The organism is Oceanobacillus sp. FSL K6-0118, from assembly GCF_038006665.1.
Taxonomy (GTDB): Bacteria; Bacillota; Bacilli; order Bacillales; family Amphibacillaceae; genus Oceanobacillus; species Oceanobacillus caeni.
In genome coordinates, this window is sequence record NZ_JBBOVR010000001.1 from 2181889 (window position 1) to 2203958 (window position 22070).

28 protein-coding genes and 1 other RNA gene are annotated in these 22070 nt (G+C 34.8%); 7 read left to right on the plus strand and 22 right to left on the minus strand.

Going from position 1 to position 22070, the window contains the following annotated elements; translation table 11 throughout:
* Positions 1–34: 34 nt before the first annotated feature.
* The 8 genes from MHI02_RS11165 to MHI02_RS11200 all read right to left on the minus strand — a co-directional run bounded on the left by MHI02_RS11165 (position 35) and on the right by MHI02_RS11200 (position 4550).
* A complete protein-coding gene (locus tag MHI02_RS11165) occupies positions 35–574 on the minus strand; it encodes a YqfQ family protein (protein ID WP_216883492.1) in 540 nt (179 codons plus the stop codon).
* Positions 575–880: 306 nt separating this feature from the next.
* On the minus strand, positions 881–1093 hold the full coding sequence (locus MHI02_RS11170) for a YozE family protein (protein ID WP_047185061.1): 213 nt from the start codon (positions 1091–1093) through the stop codon (positions 881–883).
* A 14-nt stretch (positions 1094–1107) separates the two neighbouring features.
* On the minus strand, positions 1108–1872 hold the full coding sequence (tatC, locus tag MHI02_RS11175) for a twin-arginine translocase subunit TatC (RefSeq protein WP_047185060.1): 765 nt from the start codon (positions 1870–1872) through the stop codon (positions 1108–1110).
* Positions 1873–1947: 75 nt separating this feature from the next.
* Complete coding sequence (locus MHI02_RS11180) at positions 1948–2103, minus strand: twin-arginine translocase TatA/TatE family subunit (RefSeq protein ID WP_060668510.1); 156 nt, start codon at positions 2101–2103, stop codon at positions 1948–1950.
* A gap of 18 nt (positions 2104–2121) precedes the next feature.
* A complete protein-coding gene (tatA, locus tag MHI02_RS11185) occupies positions 2122–2331 on the minus strand; it encodes a twin-arginine translocase TatA/TatE family subunit (protein WP_047185059.1) in 210 nt (69 codons plus the stop codon).
* Positions 2332–2423: 92 nt separating this feature from the next.
* On the minus strand, positions 2424–2915 hold the full coding sequence (locus tag MHI02_RS11190; RefSeq protein WP_047185058.1) for a dihydrofolate reductase: 492 nt from the start codon (positions 2913–2915) through the stop codon (positions 2424–2426).
* A gap of 26 nt (positions 2916–2941) precedes the next feature.
* Positions 2942–3898, minus strand: a complete 957-nt coding sequence (locus tag MHI02_RS11195) for a thymidylate synthase (RefSeq protein ID WP_047185057.1) — start codon at positions 3896–3898, stop codon at positions 2942–2944.
* A 64-nt stretch (positions 3899–3962) separates the two neighbouring features.
* Positions 3963–4550: an HD domain-containing protein gene (locus MHI02_RS11200; RefSeq protein ID WP_047185056.1), complete on the minus strand. Its 588-nt coding sequence runs from the start codon at positions 4548–4550 to the stop codon at positions 3963–3965.
* 576 nt (positions 4551–5126) lie between these two features.
* On the opposite strand from MHI02_RS11200, the gene MHI02_RS11205 reads away from it, so the two are divergent.
* The 4 genes from MHI02_RS11205 to MHI02_RS11220 all read left to right on the plus strand — a co-directional run bounded on the left by MHI02_RS11205 (position 5127) and on the right by MHI02_RS11220 (position 8001).
* Positions 5127–5327 carry a cold-shock protein gene (locus MHI02_RS11205; protein WP_047185055.1) on the plus strand — a complete coding sequence of 67 codons (201 nt, stop codon included), beginning with the start codon at positions 5127–5129 and terminating at the stop codon, positions 5325–5327.
* Between the two features lie 317 nt (positions 5328–5644).
* Positions 5645–5779: a hypothetical protein gene (locus tag MHI02_RS11210; protein WP_060668263.1), complete on the plus strand. Its 135-nt coding sequence runs from the start codon at positions 5645–5647 to the stop codon at positions 5777–5779.
* Between the two features lie 27 nt (positions 5780–5806).
* Positions 5807–6310 carry a cytochrome b5 gene (locus MHI02_RS11215; protein ID WP_047185054.1) on the plus strand — a complete coding sequence of 168 codons (504 nt, stop codon included), beginning with the start codon at positions 5807–5809 and terminating at the stop codon, positions 6308–6310.
* A complete protein-coding gene (locus MHI02_RS11220) occupies positions 6310–8001 on the plus strand; it encodes a b(o/a)3-type cytochrome-c oxidase subunit 1 (RefSeq protein WP_047185053.1) in 1692 nt (563 codons plus the stop codon). The genes MHI02_RS11215 and MHI02_RS11220 overlap by 1 nt, the downstream gene beginning before the upstream one ends.
* A 174-nt stretch (positions 8002–8175) precedes the next feature.
* On the opposite strand, the gene MHI02_RS11225 is transcribed toward MHI02_RS11220, so the two are convergent.
* The 9 genes from MHI02_RS11225 to MHI02_RS11265 all read right to left on the minus strand — a co-directional run bounded on the left by MHI02_RS11225 (position 8176) and on the right by MHI02_RS11265 (position 14206).
* The gene (locus MHI02_RS11225; RefSeq protein ID WP_204798125.1) at positions 8176–8583 is read right to left on the minus strand and encodes a hypothetical protein; all 408 of its coding nucleotides are present in this window, start codon (positions 8581–8583) and stop codon (positions 8176–8178) included.
* 197 nt (positions 8584–8780) lie between these two features.
* Positions 8781–9305 (minus strand): isoprenylcysteine carboxyl methyltransferase family protein, encoded by a 525-nt coding sequence (locus MHI02_RS11230; RefSeq protein WP_338113654.1) that lies wholly within the window; start codon positions 9303–9305, stop codon positions 8781–8783.
* Positions 9302–10390: a type III polyketide synthase gene (locus MHI02_RS11235; RefSeq protein WP_047185049.1), complete on the minus strand. Its 1089-nt coding sequence runs from the start codon at positions 10388–10390 to the stop codon at positions 9302–9304. The genes MHI02_RS11230 and MHI02_RS11235 overlap by 4 nt, the downstream gene beginning before the upstream one ends.
* 576 nt (positions 10391–10966) lie before the next feature.
* Positions 10967–12097 (minus strand): THUMP domain-containing protein, encoded by a 1131-nt coding sequence (locus MHI02_RS11240; protein WP_204798111.1) that lies wholly within the window; start codon positions 12095–12097, stop codon positions 10967–10969.
* A 122-nt stretch (positions 12098–12219) separates the two neighbouring features.
* Positions 12220–12602: RNase P RNA component class B (gene rnpB, locus MHI02_RS11245), an RNA gene on the minus strand.
* 70 nt (positions 12603–12672) lie between these two features.
* Positions 12673–12990: a cell division regulator GpsB gene (gene gpsB / locus MHI02_RS11250; protein ID WP_204798110.1), complete on the minus strand. Its 318-nt coding sequence runs from the start codon at positions 12988–12990 to the stop codon at positions 12673–12675.
* Positions 12991–13172: 182 nt separating this feature from the next.
* Positions 13173–13571: a cytidine deaminase gene (locus MHI02_RS11255; RefSeq protein ID WP_047185046.1), complete on the minus strand. Its 399-nt coding sequence runs from the start codon at positions 13569–13571 to the stop codon at positions 13173–13175.
* A gap of 15 nt (positions 13572–13586) precedes the next feature.
* Entirely contained in the window at positions 13587–13937 is a 351-nt protein-coding gene (locus tag MHI02_RS11260) for a DUF1798 family protein (protein WP_047185045.1), read from the minus strand.
* Between the two features lie 62 nt (positions 13938–13999).
* Positions 14000–14206 (minus strand): hypothetical protein, encoded by a 207-nt coding sequence (locus tag MHI02_RS11265; protein ID WP_047185044.1) that lies wholly within the window; start codon positions 14204–14206, stop codon positions 14000–14002.
* A 162-nt stretch (positions 14207–14368) separates the two neighbouring features.
* Here MHI02_RS11265 and MHI02_RS11270 point away from each other — a divergent pair, with 162 nt between their 5' ends.
* The 3 genes from MHI02_RS11270 to MHI02_RS11280 all read left to right on the plus strand — a co-directional run bounded on the left by MHI02_RS11270 (position 14369) and on the right by MHI02_RS11280 (position 18557).
* Positions 14369–14476 carry a spore protein gene (locus tag MHI02_RS11270; protein ID WP_191963090.1) on the plus strand — a complete coding sequence of 36 codons (108 nt, stop codon included), beginning with the start codon at positions 14369–14371 and terminating at the stop codon, positions 14474–14476.
* A gap of 524 nt (positions 14477–15000) precedes the next feature.
* The gene (gene recU, locus MHI02_RS11275) at positions 15001–15591 is read left to right on the plus strand and encodes a Holliday junction resolvase RecU (protein WP_047185043.1); all 591 of its coding nucleotides are present in this window, start codon (positions 15001–15003) and stop codon (positions 15589–15591) included.
* A gap of 128 nt (positions 15592–15719) precedes the next feature.
* Complete coding sequence (locus MHI02_RS11280; RefSeq protein ID WP_047185042.1) at positions 15720–18557, plus strand: PBP1A family penicillin-binding protein; 2838 nt, start codon at positions 15720–15722, stop codon at positions 18555–18557.
* A 26-nt stretch (positions 18558–18583) separates the two neighbouring features.
* Here MHI02_RS11280 and nth read toward each other — a convergent pair whose 3' ends face one another.
* The 5 genes from nth to MHI02_RS11305 form a co-directional block, all read right to left on the minus strand.
* On the minus strand, positions 18584–19234 hold the full coding sequence (gene nth, locus MHI02_RS11285) for an endonuclease III (protein ID WP_216883497.1): 651 nt from the start codon (positions 19232–19234) through the stop codon (positions 18584–18586).
* 6 nt (positions 19235–19240) lie between these two features.
* Positions 19241–19921, minus strand: a complete 681-nt coding sequence (locus MHI02_RS11290) for a DnaD domain-containing protein (protein ID WP_341165919.1) — start codon at positions 19919–19921, stop codon at positions 19241–19243.
* Between the two features lie 121 nt (positions 19922–20042).
* A complete protein-coding gene (locus MHI02_RS11295; protein WP_216883498.1) occupies positions 20043–21230 on the minus strand; it encodes a pyridoxal phosphate-dependent aminotransferase in 1188 nt (395 codons plus the stop codon).
* A gap of 17 nt (positions 21231–21247) precedes the next feature.
* Positions 21248–21781, minus strand: a complete 534-nt coding sequence (locus MHI02_RS11300; RefSeq protein WP_145542865.1) for a cell wall elongation regulator TseB-like domain-containing protein — start codon at positions 21779–21781, stop codon at positions 21248–21250.
* Complete coding sequence (locus tag MHI02_RS11305; protein ID WP_083452534.1) at positions 21744–21917, minus strand: YpmA family protein; 174 nt, start codon at positions 21915–21917, stop codon at positions 21744–21746. The genes MHI02_RS11300 and MHI02_RS11305 overlap by 38 nt, the downstream gene beginning before the upstream one ends.
* Between the last annotated feature and the right edge of the window lie 153 nt (positions 21918–22070).

A 22070-nucleotide genomic window follows, 5' to 3' on the forward strand; every position in this document is an offset into this window, starting at 1 on the left:
TTCCTTTTTTTATAGAAAAATGCAAGCGCTCTGCTTAAATAAATAATTTTGGTGTCGAAAGGCCTTTTTCCTCTTTAGAACTTTGTGATATAACCTCTTCATTACTTTCCGATTTTTCTTTTTCTGTACTAAAAGAATCATCTGCTAATTCATCAGAATTTAATTCTATATTTCCTTTCTTATTTTCTTCTTTATCGTCATCATTTTCAGATGCATCTTCTATTTGATCTATATCTTTAAATGCTTTCATCATACGGTACATCGCTGGGAGATTTTTAATCATTGGTCCATATTCCTGAACGATTGGGGCCGTGGACTGAACGACATTTAATACTTGTTGAATATTTCCTAAGGTTTTTGAAAGCCCCCCTCCCGCTGATATACCTCCAGTTCCGAACTGTTGCTGCGAACCTAATAGACGTCCCAATAAATTTGGTTTTGCATTGTTAGTAGGAACTGATCTTGATCGAAGTCCGAATCCTCTATTTGGAGGTTGTGGTCTGCCGAAGCCTAATTGATTCCGGGGTGGTGGCATCGGGTACCTATATTGTTGTCTTTGAGTTGGAAATAACATATTGATCCCCTTCCCCATTGCTTGATATCTAACTTTTTTAGATGTTAAACCTGAAAAATTTTATTCTTATATCTAACCTATTTTACGATAAATGACTATAAAGTGTGTAGGCTAAAGAAAACATAAATCACTTATAAAATGATGAAATATTCTATTATTTCCTGGGTAAGCGCAATAAGCTACAAGAAATTTAAATTTCTTTAATTGTTTTGTGATATATTGCTGTTTTTTGACATATTAGGTCGATTAGAGATCTTATTAAAAAAACATTCAGTAGGCTTAATATCGCTACTGAATGTTTTATCATTATCTTTCGGTATAAGCATCCCAAAGCTCATCAAATACGATAAGTGCGTTTGGGAAAGGGCTATTCCATTCAAGATAGTTGCTTATTTCATGGTAATCAGAAGAATGCTTAGGGAAATTATGGTCACGAAAAGCCCAGTCAGCTAAATTACTCTGGTCATCAGGAGTTTTCTTACCTCTATAAGTCATTAAAAACTGGTAAAATGAACGCATATATTTCCCCCTTCCTAATAAACGTTTCCAGATTTCATATATTCTTCATGCTTTTTCTGCTTGTTACGAAATACTCGACTACATAAAGTAATGCTTATTTCATAAATTAAGATGAGTGGCACGGAAACCAATAGTGGTAAAAAGAAATCTGGTGGTGTAATCATCGTACTAATTACAATCAATAGAAAATAAGCATATCTTCTTGTTTTTTTCATGAAATCTGGAGTTAAAATTCCCAAGTTAGTTAAGAACATAACAACAATTGGTAATTCAAATAACGCTGCTAACGGCAATGTAACTCGTATTAAAAATTTAAAGTACCCATCAACCGTAAACATGATATCAAACATTCCATTGTTTAAATTCAAAAGAAACGGAATAATAAAATGTGTGAAAAGAAAATAACCGAAAACCATTCCCGCTACAAACAAAACAAAAACAGCAGGTATGTAAGGGAGTGTAACCTTCCTCTCACGTGGTGTCAATCCAGGTTTTACAAACGCCCAAATTTGATAAGCAATAATTGGCAATGTTCCTGCAAGAGCGATTACACCAGCAAGTGAAAAATAGATCCAGATAATTTCTCCAGGGCTTATGGCTGTTAATTTAAAATCAAGTTCTTTAGCAAAAAACCAATAAATATCTTCAATATAGATAAAACCAGCAATAAAAATGACAATAAAAAATATTCCCGTGAACATGATCCTATTTCTTAGTTCAGATAGATGACCAACAACGTCCATGTCTCTTTCTTTTTTATTTTTATGGTTTTTTCCCATATTAACACTCCTTCTATAAGAACAAAAGAAGATGTAAGGTCAGGGCCTTACACCTTCCACATATATACCTATATGCTACTTTTTCGCATCATCGCTCATGTCTTGAACTGCTTTTTTAAACTCTTTTAAAGTTGAGCCAAAAGCCTTTCCAATCTCAGGCAATTTGGAAGGACCAAAAACAACTAAAGCAACAATTAAAATTAGAATTAATCCTGGAAACCCAATACCCATTATAAACACTCCAAGAGATTATTTATCATCTTTATCTGTAACAATAGCTTTCACTTCGTCGATTTCTTCTTTGGCATCACTAGTCAAGTCATTTGCGGATTTCTTAAATTCTTTTAGTGTTTCCCCGGCAGCCTTTCCAATCTCAGGCAACTTTTTTGGCCCGAAAACAACTAAAGCAATAATTAAGATTAAAATCAAACCTGGAACTCCAATAGCTCCTAAGCCCATATTGACACCTTCTTTTGTTAGTATACTTATGTAAACCTTTTACTACTTTTATTTAATATTACCATGTTAGCCTTCGAATAGACAAGCATAACTCATTTTCTTCTATCATATTGTAAGAAATAATAGTCATAAGGGTTTTTTTCATCCTTATCCCCTTTAACTTTAGTAGTTAAAACCCAGTCTGAATCAGAAAACGCTGGAAAATACGTATCACCAGCAAATTCTTCTTCAATCCATGTAATATACATACGATCTGCTAAGGGCAGTACTTGATTGAATATATTTCCCCCACCAATAACAAAAAACTCTTCATCTGGGTTTTCTTTATTCCATTTTACTACGGTATCAATGTCCGTTACAACTTCAATATTCTCCGGAAAGCGAGAACCCTTCTTTGTTATAACTACATTCCTACGATTTGGTAAAGCTTTACCAATGGAATCAAATGTCTTTCTCCCCATAATGATTGTATTGCCGGTGGTTTTTTCTTTAAAGAATTTTAAATCCTTAGGAAGATGCCATGGTAAATCATTATTGGCGCCGATAACGCGATTTTTATCCATAGCTACTAATAGTGAAATCATCAAGATCACTCCTGCTAGTCTATATTTTATACAGCAATTGGCGCTTTTATCGTTGGATATGGATTATAATCGACTACTTCGATATCGTCGACTTCATAATCAAAAATAGATTGTTTTTCCTGATTAAGTTTTAAAGTTGGAAAAGATTTTGGTTCACGCTCAAGTTGAGTTCGGACTTGTTCGACATGATTGGAATAAATATGAGCGTCTCCTAACGTATGAACAAACTCTCCCACCTCTAGATTACACTCTTTAGCAATTAGATGGGTTAGTAGTGCATAACTAGCAATATTAAATGGAACACCTAAAAATACATCTCCACTTCTTTGATATAGCTGACAGGATATTTTTCCATCCGCTACATAGAATTGGAATAATGTATGACATGGCGGAAGTGCCATATTTGGAATATCCTCTGGATTCCATGCAGAAACAATATGTCTTCTTGAATTTGGATTATGTTTAATTCCTTCGATTAGATCTTTTAATTGATCAATCGTTTCATTTTGAGATGTTTTCCAATTTCTCCACTGTTTTCCATAAACAGCACCAAGATGACCATATTTTTCAGCAAATGTTTCATCTGTTAATATTTTTTCCTTAAATAGAGCCATTTGTTCCTGAAATAGCTCATTAAATTCTGGATCCTTTTGACATCTAATTCCGAAGTTAGTCATGTCAGGGCCGGTGTATTCCTCACTTTTCACCCATTTTTCAAATGCCCATTCATTCCAAATGTTATTATTATGTTGTAATAAATAACGAATATTTGTGTCTCCTTTCATAAACCAAAGAAGTTCAGAGACAATTAATTTAAATGGGATTCTTTTCGTCGTTAATAATGGAAATCCTTCTTGTAAATCAAATCTCATTTGATGTCCAAAGATAGAATAAGTTCCAGTATTTGTTCGGTCATCACGTTTATTACCATTTTCAAGTATATGTTGACATAAGTCTAAGTAAGCTTGTTCGCCTTTTATCACGGAATAACCTCCATCTTTAATAACTATTCAATACACTATATTAACATATTCCGACATTTTTCTACTACCATTCTCTATGAAATTGTTCTAAAAATTGTTCCATAAATTGATGGCGATCTGCAGCAATTTGTTTTGCTTTTTCTGTATTCATCTGATCTTTCAGTCTTAGTAATTTATCATAAAAATGTTGTATAGATGTATCTTGAGGAATTTCATTGTAAATGAATTGGCCCTTTGCTCCCCCATATGCAAAAGTCCGTGCAATACCAACCGCTCCTATTGCGTCTAATCGATCAGCATCCTGAACGATTCTACCTTCTAACGATTCAGGGATGTTCCCTTTACTAAAAGATATATTTTGAATAATATCATTAATCATCTCGATTTCATTATCACTCAACGAAATGTTTTTTAGAAATTGATTCATCTCCTCCAACACTTGTTTCGGTTGTTGGAAAAGCTTATAGTCCCCAATATCGTGTAACCAAGCAGCAGCCTCACAAAGAAATTCATCTGCATTTTCATATTCGGCTATAAATTTAGCCATTTTCGCAACCCTTTTCATATGATAAAAATCATGGCCAGTAACATCCAACTTAAAAAGTTCTTTAACATATTGTTGCATTGCATTCAATTGTTCCTCTCTTTTCATCCTACACACACTCCATATTCATTCTAATTATATTATTATGTATAAAACTTCGGATTTTGTAAACGTTATAAATGTAGAGACAAAAAGTCTTAAGTGATTTAGTAAAATATGGCAGCAATTTCTTGACTAACGCTTTCAAATAAGCTATATTAAACATAAGCAAAGAAGATGTACGGATTCATTAATAAACAGGCAACTTCCTAATAGAAGCGGATGTAATAATGATCCTACACTTCTAGTGGAAAGTTGCCTTTTTTATTTAATGTTTTTGTCTCTCTACTTTGTATTAACACGTTTTAATGAACGTTCAAAAAGGAAGATGAAAAGGACTGAGGTCGGCTAAAGTCGCAACGTCCTGGGGCTCCGATTACTCGCCCCACCGTAAAGATTTGTTGCAACGCCGACACTAGCACGTCCTGTGCGTCGCAGTTCGAGGTGGCGTAGCTTTGAGGAACGGAACGTATGCAATTAATACGTGAGTACCGGTGAGTCTTGCCAACTAGAAACGTTGAAGTGTCATTTTCACCGGATTTTTTGAACAACCTTTACGACGTGAAAGTTTTTAGGAGGATTAACATGCAAAACGGTGTAGTAAAATGGTTTAATGCTGAAAAAGGCTATGGTTTCATTCAATTAGAGGATGGAAATGATGTATTCGTACATTATTCTGCAATTCAAGAAGAAGGATTCAAATCTTTAGAAGAAGGCCAAGAAGTATCTTTTGAAATTGTAGAAGGCGAACGTGGCCCTCAAGCTGCTAATGTTGTAAAAAAATAGAATATAATAAAAAACTTATATAATACAGCGGGACTCCATTAGGGGTTCCGCTTTTTTGCACTTTTAAATCTTTCCTTTCCCCACTTATCCCTCCTCTCCTTTTCTCATTCAGATGACAGAATAAGAACTCACATTCTATTTCTATCACATTATGTTCACAAACTTTTTCAACCAAAAAGTTAGAAAAATCGATAACTCACGGCCAATAAGGGTTCTTGAACAAAGTGTGAATTGTACGAAACCTTGATAAATTCTATTTTCATATTGTGTATGATAAAAACAGATAGATAACTTAGAAAGATAAAAGGGGTGAAATGATGAAAAAGAAAACACTACCCAATTCTTCTTCACAAGAGCCAAATCTAAAAGGAACCATTATCTCTGTCTCTATTGTTGGCTTCATTATTGTGGCTTCATGGTTTGCAGTGTTTGGTTTATTTTTGTCTCGTTAGTTATTTCTTTAAAGGGGAGGAAAAAAGATGCATTTACACAAATATGAAAAATGGTGGTTGATTTTTGGTGTTGGTACATTAATTACTTTTTTATTGATTCTCGGTTATGGCGCCTTCTATTTAGGAACACATCCACAAAGTCATGGAATTACAATCGATCCACAAGAAATTGAAGCTGAAGAATCTTTTAAGCCCGAGAATTTAGGATTAACAAAAGTGGATGAAGGACAATATGTATTGAATGTAGTTGCTTCCGCTTTTAATTATGATTTAGGAACAGATGAAGAAGGTAAACCTGTCAAACATATTCAAATTCCAAAAGGATCAACAGTACTTGTTCAGGCAGTTACTCCTGACGTTATTCACGGTTTTAACATTGCTGGTACAAACGCAAACATGATGGTTGAACCTGGATTTATTAGCAGTATGGAAGTTACGTTAAACAAACCAGGAGAATATACGTTATTATGTAACGAATACTGTGGATCCGGACATCATATGATGTTTGCTACTGTGGAGGTGACTGAATAATGGCTATCGAAAAATTACTAAAATATGAACAAGATAGTAGGTTTCCATTAACTTTATCTAAATCAGAATCCCGCCTTTATATGTCATTTATTAGCTTTGCATTTATCGCACTTTTTGTTGGTGGGCTTATGGGGTTATTACAAGTTCTCGTTCGATCTGGTTACTACACGTTACCAGCAGGAATTGATTATTATCAAGTATTAACAGTACATGGAGTTGTATTAGGGCTGGTTTTAACCACATATTTTATTATCGGTTTCCAATATGCTTTAATGGGAAAGACAGTAGGAATATCTGATACTCAGTATCGTGTAGCTTGGCTTGGTTTCTGGGTAATGACACTCGGAACCGTAATGGCAGCAATAACGATATTATACGGAAAAGCAAGTGTACTTTATACATTTTACGCCCCACTACAAGCACACCCAGCATTTTATATTGGTTTAGCTCTTGTTATTATTGGTAGTTGGATTGCTTGTTTTGTGAATTGGCGTCAACTTTATGTATGGAAGAAAAAACATCCAGGTGAAAAATCTCCATTACTTGCTTTCATGGTAGTAATCAATATGATTATGTGGTTTATCGCAACTTTAGGTGTGGCAGCATCCGTTCTTTTACAATTCATTCCTTGGTCATTAGGATATGCCGCTACTATTGACGTTCTATTAAGTAGAACTCTATTTTGGTACTTCGGACATCCACTTGTCTATTTTTGGTTATTACCTGCATACATGGCATGGTATGCGATTATTCCTAAAATAATTGGTGGAAAAATCTTTAGTGATTCGCTTGCAAGATTATCATTTGTGTTATTTTTATTCTTCTCCATACCAGTCGGGCTGCACCATCAATTAACAGAACCAGGAGTCCAAACAACATGGAAATTTGTACAAATCATACTGACATTTATGGTTGTTGTTCCAAGTTTAATGACAGCATTCTCCATGTTTGCTACATTTGAAATTACGGGTAGAAGAAAAGGATTCGGCGGACTATTTGGATGGTTCGTTCACTTACCATGGAAAGATGTACGATTTTTAGCTCCATTTGTAGGGATGCTTGCCTTTATCCCAGGTGGTGCTGGTGGATTAATTAATGCATCTTATCAGTTAAATTCCATTATTCATAATACAATTTGGGTTACGGGACATTTTCATTTAACTGTTGCAACAACTGTTATTCTTACATTTTTCGGAATAACCTATTGGCTAGTCCCACACCTTACTGGTCGTAAATTAACACCGTCAGTTAATCGACTTGGAATCATTCAAACGATATGTTGGACAGTCGGAATGACAATTATGTCTGCAGCAATGCATATACAAGGTTTACTCGGGGGCCCAAGAAGATCTGCTTTTTCAGAATACAATGGTTCTGAGCAAGTTGCCGAGTGGGGAGCCTATCAGGTAGCTCAAGCCATTGGTGGAACCATATTATTTATTGGTATTGTCTTGATGATCTATATTTTCATAAAATTAGCTTTCTTTTCACCAAAGGGTAATGAAGAATTTCCAATTGCTGAAGAAGAAAAAGATGCAGAGCCAACGCCAATGTGGTTAGAAAAATGGAGGTTATGGGTGGCGATTACCATTGCCTTAATTCTATTTGCTTATACGATTCCAATAATGGATATCATTCAACATGCACCACCAGGTTCGGCACCATTCGCTTGGCCAATTGGTAATAATTAATCAATGAGGTATATTTTTATTATTCCTTCAATTAGATTGACCATTTGTAAGTATTCTAAAGACTTTTGCTCTGATTAGCATAAAAACTCATTTGCGATTTATAATGGCAAATGAGTTTTTTTCACTAACTAACATTTAGCTCCAATTTAAATTCCCTCACCTTTTATAACTTCTTTACATCCGTACAATAATTGCACCGCCACCGCTTCCCTGGACGTATTTGGTATCTTCTTGATTACACATCGATTGCAATAGTTGATTGTTCAGTTCTATCAATTGATTAAGCCGATATAGTTGATTCTCAAGATTGATCATCATTTGCCTCATGTCCTGTATGTCTGATAATGACCTAGGATTGGTACTAGCTGGATTTGATGAAGTATAACCTTGGCTGGCTGTATCCTGGAAAGGAAGTGTATGCGCTGGTAAAATACCTGATCCATACATATCACTTTGAGCTTTTGTTCCCATTTCCTGCACGTCAGTACTATCATGCCCTTGGTGTCCACCTTGTTTGTCAATAGGTCCCGGGCTTTGACTATAAGGGTACCAACTAAGCTGATATGGATTGTGAGAAGACATCTGTTAACCTCCTTTCATCGTATATCCAGTTTATGCGCCTTTTACTTTTCATGGGTACAATCATCCCAAAAATGATTGATTTGCCCTATTCCAAGGCTGCACTTTTTTACGGAACAAGTTTTATTCCATTAAAAAGACGCTTTCCATGTTTCAGAAAAGCGCCAGAAGATACCGCCTGTAAAACAGCTTCTTACTATCTATTTATTAATCTTTACCCTTCCCAAAGCCTTTTCCTCTAAAGGAATTCTAACTTTCATCAACATCAAATGAAAGAGGGGAAACATTAAAGCAGTGTAATAGGCGCCGAAAAGAAGCGGTATGACTATTAGCTCTAATCCAACGATAACATAATTAGGATGTTTAATATATTTGTACGGCCCCCGTTTCACTAATGCGACATTCGGCAAAACGATAATTTTTGTATTCCAAAATCTTCCTAATGATTGAATACACCATACCCTTGCTAATTGTATAAGCAAAAAGAGCGCAAATAAAAAGTTGTTTAACACATACCCATCCGTACCTCGTATTGCAACTTCAGCGAGAATAGATATAAAAAATAAACTATGTATAACGATAAACCATTTATAATGTTCTTTACCCTTTTCAATCCCTCCGTTTGCCTTCATCCATTGTTCATTTCTTTTCGCTATTATTAGCTCCACTAATCTTTGGACAATAATAAAAATAAAGAGAAGCCATAAGAACAAACTGTGCATCATTCATCCCACTCCAATAATAGTAATTCTGAGCTGAAACCAGGTCCTAATGCAGATAGGATACTTCTATTATTATTGCCCACTTTCTCCTTCATCCATTCTTCTAAAACATACAAAACAGTAGAAGAAGACATATTTCCATGCTCCGATAACACTTTATAAGAATGTTTTAGTTTATTATTAGTGGTTTGTAAGACATGTTCCATAGCTTCGAGTACCTTTTTACCACCTGGATGAGCAATATAGGAGAAAATATCACTTTCAAATAAATGCTGATCTTGTAAAAAGGATTCGATATGTTCTTTCCAAAAGGATTGTACAAGCGATGGAATGCTTTTGGAAAAGATGACTTCTAAGCCACTATTTGTTACATCCCATCCCATCACATCGATACTTTTCGGTTTCAATGAAGAACTGGTTGAAACAATCTTTGGGGATGCTACTTTTCTATAGGTTAAATAGCGAGATTTTTCCCCAACAACCAAAGCCGAACTTATTCCATCGCCAAATATGGCAGTTCCAACAATGTTACTCTTTTTCACATCCCCCTTTTGGAAAGTTAGACTACATAATTCACAACATACTACTAGGGCTGTTTTATCAGGGTTGGCAGAAATCCAATCATAAGCAGTGGACAACCCCATCGCCCCTCCTGCACAACCTAATCCCCATAGAGGTAAACGTCTAACATCTTTACGAAAGGCACGCTCATTAATAATATGAACGTCCATCGAAGGAGCTGATATTCCTGAACTAGAAACAAATATAATCATATCGATTGCCTCATATGGAATAGCATCAGTAAGAAAATCGTGGTTTTGTAAGCATTGATCAATTGCTTGAACCGAATATTCTTTTGCTAGTTTTTGAAATAAATGATTCTTTTCTTCAAAACTATGCTCTTTTGTAAACCATGATTTTTCAACTACAAACTGTCGATCATGAACATAAGCATTATCAAAAACCGGTAGCAATCTTTCCACTTGTCTACTTGTATAACTAAATATATCTTTTACTAATCGTTTGATTTCTTCTTGATTCATATTATATCGTGGTGTGGCGGTACCTATGGAACAAATATAAGGCATGGATTCTATCACCCTTTTATCTTATTTTCCCATTTTTATGTTCTCCCAAAATAAGGGTTATCATTCATAGGGGTAGTGGTGCTCAGAATTAATATAAAAAAAGACATCATGGTAAGATGTCTAATTTCAACCATTTATTAGCGTATTAAAAGGTTTGTCATATTCTTGTAATCGCGAGGTACAAAACAATAAGTACTTGCATCGCTTCCATTCTACCGCATCCAAAGGAAAGTAAGTAATGTGATGATAGAAATTAAAGTTGTACTAAAATTCTAACTCCGTAATAAAATAAACATGATAAATTAAATGATTGGTAACGTGGTTGTAACCACCAAGTGATAACCTTGAGTGTGGTTTAGAAACATTAAAGGGAGTTACGAAATGAACATAAAAGCTATTTTTTGCAAATTATTATTTAAGAAACATAAATATAACTACTTTACTGATAAATGTGTGAGATGTGGAAAGTCAAGGAGTGCCTAAACGATGAGTGAAATTTCAGCGGTAAATTACAATTGGGGCTAATATCGGGGCTGAATAAGCATTTTCAGCCCCCATACCTTAATATGGAAAAAATTAAGAACGCTCCCCAAAATACTGATAATAATTCGTTTGAATAAATCCATTAAATAATTTGCGCTTCTTGGTTGCATTTTTACCATAGGCTTTCTCAAATTCTTCATAAGCCGTCAATATATAAACACTCCAAGATGGATGTTGTTCCATAACCTTACCAAGACCACGATATATTTCTTCTACGGATTCTTTATCACTTAGTCTTTGTCCATAAGGAGGGTTCCCCACAATATATCCATTATTAGCCTTTATCGATAAGTCATTTACCTGCATTTGCTTCCAAGTAACTAAATCACCCAATCCAGCCTCAATTGCATTATTTTCAGCAATGTTTATCATTTTATGGTCTATGTCGGAACCTGTAATGAATAGTTTTTGATCATAGTTGGCCTGATCTTCTGCTTCTTCAAATGCTTTTTCCCAGTGTTTTTTCTTTATTAATGGCCATTCCTCAGAAACAAAATCTCGATTAAATCCTGGAGCGATATTTTGTCCTATTAATGCCGCTTCAATAGGAATCGTACCTGAACCACAAAACGGATCAATAAATGGGTCATCGGGTTTCCAGTTGGTTAATAAAATGAGTGCTGCAGCCATTGTTTCTTTTAGTGGTGCTTCCCCTTGACCAACGCGATATCCCCTTTTATGAAGGCCAGTTCCAGAAGTATCAATGGTTAAGGTTGCAATATCTTTAAGAATGGATACTTCAATTTTATACATTGCACCTGTTTCCGGCATTTTATAGACAACACCATGCTTTAATTTCAATTTTTCAGCTATCGACTTTTTTACTATCTTCTGACAGTCAGGTACACTATGTAATTCGGATTTGACAGACTTACCTGAAACAGGAAATTGTCCATCTTCTGGAATGTATTCCTCCCAAGGTAAATGCTTGGTACCTTCAAATAATTCATCAAAGGAAGTAGCTTGAAACTCTCCTACTAGGATTTTAACCCTATCAGCAGTTCTAAGCCATAAGTTACATCTCGGTATCGCTGAGATAGGCGCATCAAAAATCACTTTACCATTGTCTACTTCTACCTCATAACCTAGATTTCGCACTTCGTTTGCCACAACGGATTCTAAACCCATTGCCGCAGTTGCTATTAATGTTACAGTTCGCATCATATAATTCCTTTCAAATAAAAAATTTATTACTATAGTTTACCACACTTAAAGGCAAAAAAACCTTTTCTATAGCATTCGCTATAAAAAAGGTTTAGGAAAACGTACTTAAGACCAATTAAATACTCGATAAGCCATGTTCTGTCCCTTTGTACTGCAAACGGTGGTCTAACCTCGTACTCCGGGCGTAATCATCTATCTACAAGTAAAATACTTGTCCCTCGTTCGGTTGAATTCCCTAGTAAAGGATGCCCCTACCATTATTTGGGTTGCTCACTCGTGGGGTTTACCTCGTTCCACCTGAAATGTTTCCATTCCAGCTACGTCACTGTGGCACTTTCAAGGATTAGATTCCATATCTAAAATGACTTAGGAATACATCCTGCCGTTAGCCCTAAAAGCTACCTTGACTTATGAATTCGTCAAGCACGAACACTACAGACATCTCAGTCTGTGTGAGCATGGACTTTCCTCTGCATGATTAATCATACAGCGATTACGTGAGTATCTAATTAAATTATGTTTATATCATAACATGCATAGACGAACTATTCAATGGTAGATTGTGGTATGATGGTTTAGTTTTCTGCTGAATCAACAAACTTTTTCCCAAAAACAGCTTTTTCTAAATTAGATAATCGTTTCAAAATATCATAATTTACTTGTGTAGGTTGCTGTGGTGCTCTTACCCTTGTAGGTTGTTCATGATCATTATTTTTCTTCAGTTTATCTAACTCTTGCTGTAATCTGTTTATCTCCTGTTGAAGTAAATCATAATCTTGAATAATGATATCAAGAAATTCATCTACCTCTTCTTGATTGTATCCTCGCATTCCAGTTTTAAAATCCTTTTCAAGAATATCTTTACCACTCAAACGAACACCTTTAACACTCATCCGTATCACCTCATAATTCTTCACTAATTACATATATCTCTTTTATTACTATTCGTGTCTATGTAAATACATTATATCATACTTCATTTCTTATTTTCTCCAAATCCTGCTGAAAAAGTGAAATAATTCTATTTTATGTGTAAAACAGGAAACTGAATGTAAGGTTCAGCTTCCTGTTTATATTAACTAAATAAATCATGTTGTCCAAACGAAAATGGTAATAATTCCTCCATTTTAACCTCTTTTGTTTCTTGTTTTAGGTTGGTTAGATATATTTTCATATCTTTGTTAAAAAATTCACTCATTACTTGTCGACAGGCACCACATGGTGGAACAGGCCTATCGGTATCCGCAGCAACCGCCATTTCAATAAATTCACTTTCACCATCTGACAACGCTTTAAATATGGTTACTCTTTCTGCACAACACCCTACAGAATAAGCGGCATTTTCAATATTACACCCAGTATAAATTTTACCAGATTTTGTTTTTAAAGCAGCACCTACGGGAAATTTTGAATAAGGAACATATGCATTTTTTCGTATGTTAATTGCTTCTTGAATTAAATTTGATGTAGACATTAGCAACACTCACCTTTATTTAAGTTCATGTATGATTTGTTCAAATATATATCGAATCGATTTGTGATACTCCATATACCTTCTTTTTCGTATATCTTTGTAATAACTATGCATGATAAGTAGATCCATATTTTCCTTTGTAGAATTAACTTGTCCGGGGTGTATGTTCACCTCTCGGTTTTTAACCGACTTTAAAGCTTGTTCCTCCCACTCTTCTAACAATTCATAAATTGGAGTTACTTCTTCCTTTACCTGGAGGAAGAAAGCTTTATCTCGAATATTATCCGGAGGTTTCCCTTCTTCAAAAAATTCCTTAAGATGCATCAAATGATTCAAAAGTAACTCTGTATTTTTAAATAAATCCATAAACTTCCGCCTTTAATTAGTATTCCTTTTTTTACTTTAACATATTTTCCTTAAAGCGGATATTATATAAACTTCTTAATAGAATTTTCTAGTTTGGAAATTTCATACTGTTGATTTTCGTAACGATAGGAAATTTCATTTTCCGTTTTCATGTTTAATTTTTCATCCATTATACGGATCTGATCTGAAATCTGTTGTAAGGAGGATTCAAATTGATCAATACTAATACCATTCGCGTATTGGTCTAATTTTCGTGCTGCAACTGACATACCATCACCCCATTCCCATTTAGCTTAGTAACAACATATTCTGTAAATGCGTTTAAACTCCTTCCCCTTCGACAAAACTAGAAAAAAACGTACAAAAGAAGTGGAAATCCTAAATCTTTTTTATGAAATTAGACACAATATAAATGAAGGAGGGGTTTAAAAATGAGTAAAAGCAAACAAATATTAAATCAGGAAAAACAACAACGTAAATCTAAATCAGAAATTAAAGGTGATAAGAAATTAAATGGTCCAAACCGACCTTCAACTTAAGAACAAAAGCGGAAGCGCCCGTTTAGCGACGTACGGACTGGACTGAGCCGTAGGAGATAAAGGAAACACGACGAACGGAGTGAGTCGATGTTGACTTATCGCACGGAGGTGAAGGAAGTCTCGCTAGTCGCTGGGCGCTGGAGCTGGACGTGGCCTTCTCTATGACAAGATTTATAGGCTAAATTTTTATACTTTCTAATCTTGCTAAATGAAAACCAATGGTCCTCTTCTTTGAATGACCATTGGTTTTGTGTTGCTATACTAACCGTTTATACAAAAGTACATAATAAGGATATATTTTGTTATCGCTGGATCTTTATAGTGGCCCCTTAACCCCTATAATTAAATAAAGGATTTCGTATTATATCTTTCGAAGGTATCAACAAGACAGCCAAAGTGTTTAAAGTCTGTGCATTTTTCGCCAATGATATATAATAAAGGTAAATCATTTCCTTTAGGGATGTAGTTTATAGTTATCATTTGTCTATTTTTTTGGTATGATACTGTAGATTAGGAGGATATGAATGAATTATCCAAATGGTAAAAAAAAGAACATGATTAGTAAAAAAAGTAGATTAAAACCGAATCACAGTTTCAGTAATAGAGGTATGTCACTAGAGGACGATATTAATGTAACGAATCAGTACTATTTGGAGACCAATCGAGCAGTTATTCATAAAAAACCTACACCGGTACAGATTGTTAAAGTGAATTATCCTAATCGAAGTGCAGCTGTCATTACTGAAGCGTACTTTAAGCAAGCTTCTACTACAGATTATAATGGCTTATATCGTGGAAAATATGTAGACTTTGAAGCAAAAGAAACAAAAAATAAAACCTATTTTCCACTGGCAAATATTCATGACCATCAAATAAAACACATGAATTCTATTCTTAATCATGGTGGTATCTGTTTTACTATTATTCGATTTTCTACTTTTGATGAAACATATCTGCTTCAAGGAACAAAACTTTTGGAATACTGGAAAGACAAAATGAATGGTGGCAAGAAATCGATTCCCTATTTACATTTTAAAGAAAATGCTTTTGAGATACCTTTTAAATACCAAGAACGTGTGGACTATTTAGCAATTATAGATCAATTATATTTTTAGCAGAAAGGAAACAGTTCTTCCTGCATAAGTGCAACTAAGGCATTCGCTAAAACTTAAAAGCGAATGTCAAATTTTCTATAATTTTTCGCATTATATAATTGTTATTTTAAAGAGTGGAGGTTAGAGCTATGGCAGAAAAGGGCCAAACTCGTTCAGCTAGAAGAAAACAAAAAAAATCAACCAAAAAACCTATATGGAAAAAAATATTATTAGGAATCGTTATTTTTATATTGGTAATAGGAATCGGAACAGGTGCAGTTGGGGCTTACTGGATTGCTACCGCTCCTGATATTGATGAGGCAATGTTAAAGGATCCATATGCTTCCGTCCTATTAGATAAAGACGGAGAACAATTTGCAGAATTAGGTGCAAATCGTAAAAAAGTGGAATATGAAGACCTTCCACAAATTTTAATCGATGCGGTTACTGCTACAGAAGATGCTAGATTTTTTGAGCACCATGGTATTGACCTTAGAAGAATTGGCGGAGCTATATTAGGCAACGTTGTAAATGGATTTGGTTCACAAGGAGCAAGTACCATTACACAGCAAGTTGTAGAGAAATCATTTTTATCACCTGAGAAAAAGATTAAACTTAAAGTACAGGAACAATGGTTAGCATTAAAGCTTGAGAGAAAGTACTCTAAAGAGGAAATTTTGGAAATGTATTTAAATAAAATCTTTTACGGCGCCAATGCTTACGGGGTCGCACAAGCTGCCGAAAATTACTTCGGTAAAAAAGATTTACATGATTTAACTTTACCGGAAGCTGCTATTTTAGCAGGCTTACCACAGCGTCCAACTGCTTATAATCCATTTCAAAATCCTGAATTAACGAAGGAAAGAATGAATACTGTATTAAAGCTAATGGTTCGTCATAATAAGATTACAGAAGCTGAAGCAAACGAAGCTAGACAAGTAGATGTAGCATCACTTCTAACCGATAAAGAGCCAGATACATTTAAATATGCAGCGTTTGTTCAACAAGTAGAAGCTGAAATAAAAGAAAAACTAAATGGTGCAGATATAAACACAGACGGTTTAGTAATCCATACTACCCTAGACACTGGAGCACAAGAATATGTAGAATTTTTACTTGAAGATAGCGATGAAAATCCAATAAATTATCCACTCGAACAAATGCCAAATATGCAAGGAGCTATGGTTGTATTAGATACCAAAACCGGTGGAATACAAGCAATCGGCGGTAGATTAAACCCTAAGCAATACGGTGAATTAAATTACGCAACCCAAGGTGGAAGTCAAATTGGATCAACAGCGAAACCTATTATGGCTTATGGTCCAGCAATTGAATATAACAAGATTTCTACTTACCATCAAATTAATGACGACAAACCATATGAACCAAACGGATCTAATCCGATTAGAAACTGGAATCGTAGTTATGCTGGCTGGATAAGTGCAAGATATGCATTGGAACAATCATTAAACGTCCCTACTGCAAAACTATTTGATGAAGTTGGGGCAGGTAATGCACAAAAGTTTGCTGAAAGTCTAGGAATTAAATTTGCTGACAATCAAATTAATGTCCGTGATGCAATTGGTGGTACATCTACAAATGTTACTCCACTTCAATTAGCAGGAGCCTATCGTGCTTTCGGTAATGAAGGAGTTTACAATGAGCCATATGCAGTAAGTAAAGTAGAATTTCCAGATGGTGAAACAGTTGATTTAGCACCTAAACCTAAAGCGGTAATGGCCGATTATACAGCTTACATGGTAACAGATATGTTAAAAGGCGTATTAACAAATGGTACAGGTAAACAGGCTAATATTCCGGGACTTCCTGTCGCAGGTAAAACAGGGACAACAAACTTAGAAGGTGGTGGCTCACCTGATTCATGGTTTGCTGGATACACTCCATACTATACAATTGCTGCCTGGACGGGTGGATATGTATTAGATGATGAAAACAAACCTAAGCGTGCTGCGCTTCCTGATACTAAAATATCGCAACAACTTTTCAAACATGCAATGACTAAAATCTCAGAAGGACTTGATACACCAGACTTTAAGAAACCAGATTCTGTGGTGGAGGCAAAAGTAGAAAAAGGATCTAACCCTGCTAGAAAGCCAAGTGCAAATACACCATCATCAAGAATTGTTACCGAACTGTTTGTTAAAGGCACTGAACCAACTAGTGTATCGAAGACATATGATAAATTGAAGCCTGTTTCAAACTTAAATGCTAAATACAATGAAGAAGCAAAATCTATCGACGTATCTTGGGATTATAAACATGATGATGATGTAAACTTCACTGTTAGTGTTAGTGAAAATGGGAAAGAAATGAAAGAATTGTCAACTACAGAAGATACCTCGTTAGTCATTAACAAGGTAGAACCAGGTGATTATCAAATACAAGTTGTTGCAGTTAATAAATCGGACGGAAGTACAAGTGATCCTGTAACAGCAAAAGTTACAATTGACACTGGTGAAGAAGATGATGAAGGAAATATGAAACCAGTTGAAAATCTTTCAGCCGATTATATAGAAGATAGTGGCATCATTAGAGCTTCATGGGATTATAATGGTCCACCAGCACTATTTGAAGTATCTGTTAATGGCCAAGTACATTCCAATAATGTAGAAGCAAATGGAATTGATATTGGTAATTCTACACCTGGGGAAACGTATAATATCCAAGTAACCCCTATTGGTCAAAATGGAGAAAATAGCGGAGTTCGAGGTGAATCTAGATCCATTTCATTTAAAGTTCCGGGACAAGCTGAAGGACAGCCGGAACAACCCGAACAGCCAGAGGAACCTGAGCAACCTGAAGAGGAACCACCGGTAGAAGAAGAACAACCACAACAGGAAAATCCTGAGGAATCTGAAGTGGATGAAAACGAACCAGAAGAAAACGAAAACGAAGAGGAACCTGTTGAAGCAGATCAAAATCAAAATCAAAATGAAGATGAGAAACAAGAAAATAACGAAGAATAAAACAAGAGGATAACTCCATAAAGGGGTTATCCTCTTGTTTTCATTCTCTTTTGTCCTTCTCTACATATTTCCAATAGTGGACATTCCGGGCAATTCGGATTTCTTGCTTTGCAATGATATCTACCGAAAAATATCATGCGGTGATGAGTAATACTCCATTCTTCTCTTGGGATTTTTTTCATTAATGTTTCTTCTACTTCAATAACAGAATCTTTCCACCTACAAATCCCTAGTCTCTTTGAAACTCGTTCCACATGTGTATCAACAGCAATTGCCGGTTCATTAAAAGCTATGGAAGCAACAACATTAGCAGTCTTTCTTCCAACACCTGCAAGTGTCATTAGTTCTTCTTTTGTTCTTGGTACCTCTCCTTGGTATTTATCTACCAAGACTTGGCAAAGCTTTCGAATATTTTTCGCCTTATTTCGATATAACCCTATAGATTTAATATCGTCTTGTAATTCTTCCAATGATACAGCTAAATAATCTTCAGGTGTTTTATATTTTTTAAATAAATTTTCCGTAACTTTGTTTACTAATTTATCTGTACATTGTGCTGAGAGTAATACGGCAATGACTAGTTCAAAAGGATTAGAGTGATTTAGCTCCCCTTTTGCTTCAGGAAACATTTCTGCCATTTTGTCCAAACAAAATCTTATTTGCTTTTTATTTAGCATATCTTACTAATCTTCCCCTTCTAACCAATTATAATAAATAGATGTATCGCTTTTTTTAGGAGCATTTTCTTGTTTTATTGTTTGTTGACCATGATAATTTCTACTTTGTTTTCTGGCTTGGTCAACTGTATGAATTCCCTTCTTCTTCCACTCCCTAAGAATACGATCAATATATTTAAAATTTAATTTACCCATAAGTACAGATTCGCGTAATCCGGCTTTAATTAAAGCTGGTTCAATTTGATCCTCGTCTAGCCACCCATTAATCATTTCTATTTCGAAAGGTGACAAAGGTCTACCAAATTCCTGTTCAAATAATATAAAAATGGTTCCATCCGAACTTTCCTTCTCTTCTAATTCCTTACTATATAATTGATCAAATAATGGTTGTAAGGAATAAGACTCACTTAAAATATGCTGTTCATTCTCTTTTTGTTCAATCGTAAGTAGATTTTTTTGAATCAATTTCCGAAGAATCTGTGCACATTGTTTCTCGTCAATGGACATATGATTTGCAATTTCATTAGGCGTGGGAAAATCATTATTTTGTTTCAAGAAATTGAATAATTGAAGGATGACCATGGTTTCTACTTCTGTTAAACCTAAGAATCTGTAATGCTTGAGTAATTCAACAGGAATAGGAATTTGATCAAACAAAATTTGTTGAATTGAATAAGACTTTGACATGTAAAGCACCTCATTACTAGTATATCACAAAAACGAATAAATCCCTTGCTTAGGCAAGGGATTTATAATGTATGATGAAGTCGATTTTAACTGAATCACAGGTTTTATAATTAAAATATTATTACTTATTTTGATGATTTAAAACAAATCGTTTGATTCGTTTTGCTGCTTCAACTAACTCATCCATTGCTAACGCATAGGACAAACGTACATTGTCATCAAAGCCGAATCCAGAACCAGGAACAAGTGCCACTTTTTCCTCTTCTAAAATTGCTTTAACCCACTCATCTGTATTAGAAAAGCCATTCATTTTCACCGCTTCTTTGACGTTAGGAAAAACATAGAAAGCACCTTTAGGTTTTTTACATGTAATTCCAGGGATTTCCGTAATTAAACGATAGATGGTATCTAATCTTTCGGCAAATGCTTTTTTCATTTCATTTATTGCACTTTCATCGGCTTGATATGCAGCAAGGGCCGCAAATTGTGCAATCGAAGTTGGATTAGAAGTGGAATGAGATGCTAAATTCGTCATTGCTTTAATAATTTCTTCTGGTCCTGCAGCATATCCAATTCTCCATCCAGTCATTGAATGCGACTTAGAAACACCATTAATAACTACTGTATTTTCCTTCAATTCAGATGAAATAGAAGCAATAGACACGTGCTCGTCAGAAGTATAAATTAGTTTTTCATAAATCTCATCAGAAATAATCAAAATATTATGGTCTAAACAAACTTTTCCTAGAGCTTCTAATTCTTCTTTACTATACATCATACCAGTTGGATTACTTGGTGAGTTAATAACGACGGCTTTTGTTCTGTCTGTAACTGCCTTCTTCAATTCACCTGGAGTTAATTTAAATTCATTTTCCTCTAACGCAGAAACAAATACAGGAGTACCTCCAGCTAATTTAACTTGTTCAGGGTAACTAACCCAGAAAGGAGCAGGTATAATTACTTCATCTCCGTCGTTTAATAACACTTGAAATAATGTGTATAATGCATGTTTAGCACCTGAGGTTACGATAATTTCATTTGTGGAATAGGAAAGCTGATTATCTTGTTTAAACTTACGGACAATCGCTTCTTTTAATTCCATTATTCCCCCTGCAGGAGTATATTTAGTCATTCCGCTATCCATTGCTTCCTTAGCAGCTTCTAAAATATAATCTGGTGTATTAAAGTCTGGTTCCCCAGCACCTAATCCGATCACATCATGTCCTTGTTTTTTCAATTCTTTGGCTTTAGCTGTTATAGCTAATGTCGATGATGGTGTTAACGTTTCTACTCTTTTGGATAATTCCATGTCTATGTCTCCCCTCTTTAGTCAAACATCCGATTAAATCGATATTGCTCATATGACGAACCATCGTGAATGGAAAAGTAATCTAAAACATAGCGATCATTCTCGTCATAATATGTAATCTCCCATAGTAATTGATCATTTATCAGGGCAGGAGAAATTTTATTTAGTTCACAATTAGCACAATTTTTTTGCCAACTTTGTAAGATTTGTTCTTTAGGAATGATTTCTGACATGCTAATTGTTGTAATGTCCTTTTCCTTCCCTTTTAATGGATAAAAGATAATTTGTTCTTCCCCTTTTTTATCACTTCCATAAACTAAATGGTATGCTTCATCTCCATGGTATAACTCGATCTTATCTACCTTGGTAATAGGTGTTTGCTCCAAAATCACTTCTTTGGTTTGCTCAAAATTCGCTGTTTTATTTTTCATTGTACCTAGATATAAATATACACCAAAAATGACAGCAACTACAATGATTGCAATAAAAATTATGAAAGACTTTTGTATCCAATTAAGTCCTGTAGATTGTGAAAACTGCTTGTTTTTCATTTTCCTCATCCAATGCTAATCCGAACATTAAATCATCACCCTTTAGAGTTCGATTTAAAATGTCGACGATTTTATAAATTTCTGATGAATGCTCTAATTTGACTGTGGCAAGTGTTTTAGTTTTATGTTGATCCATCATATACCTCCGATTAAAAGTGCTTCATTCATTATCAAAATTTGCTAATTATAGATCTAATAAAACAGTGAACAATAATATTAGTTGATATTATGAAGATGAAGCATCTTTAGTATACCAATTTTAAAAATGATTTGCTTTATTTTATAAAAT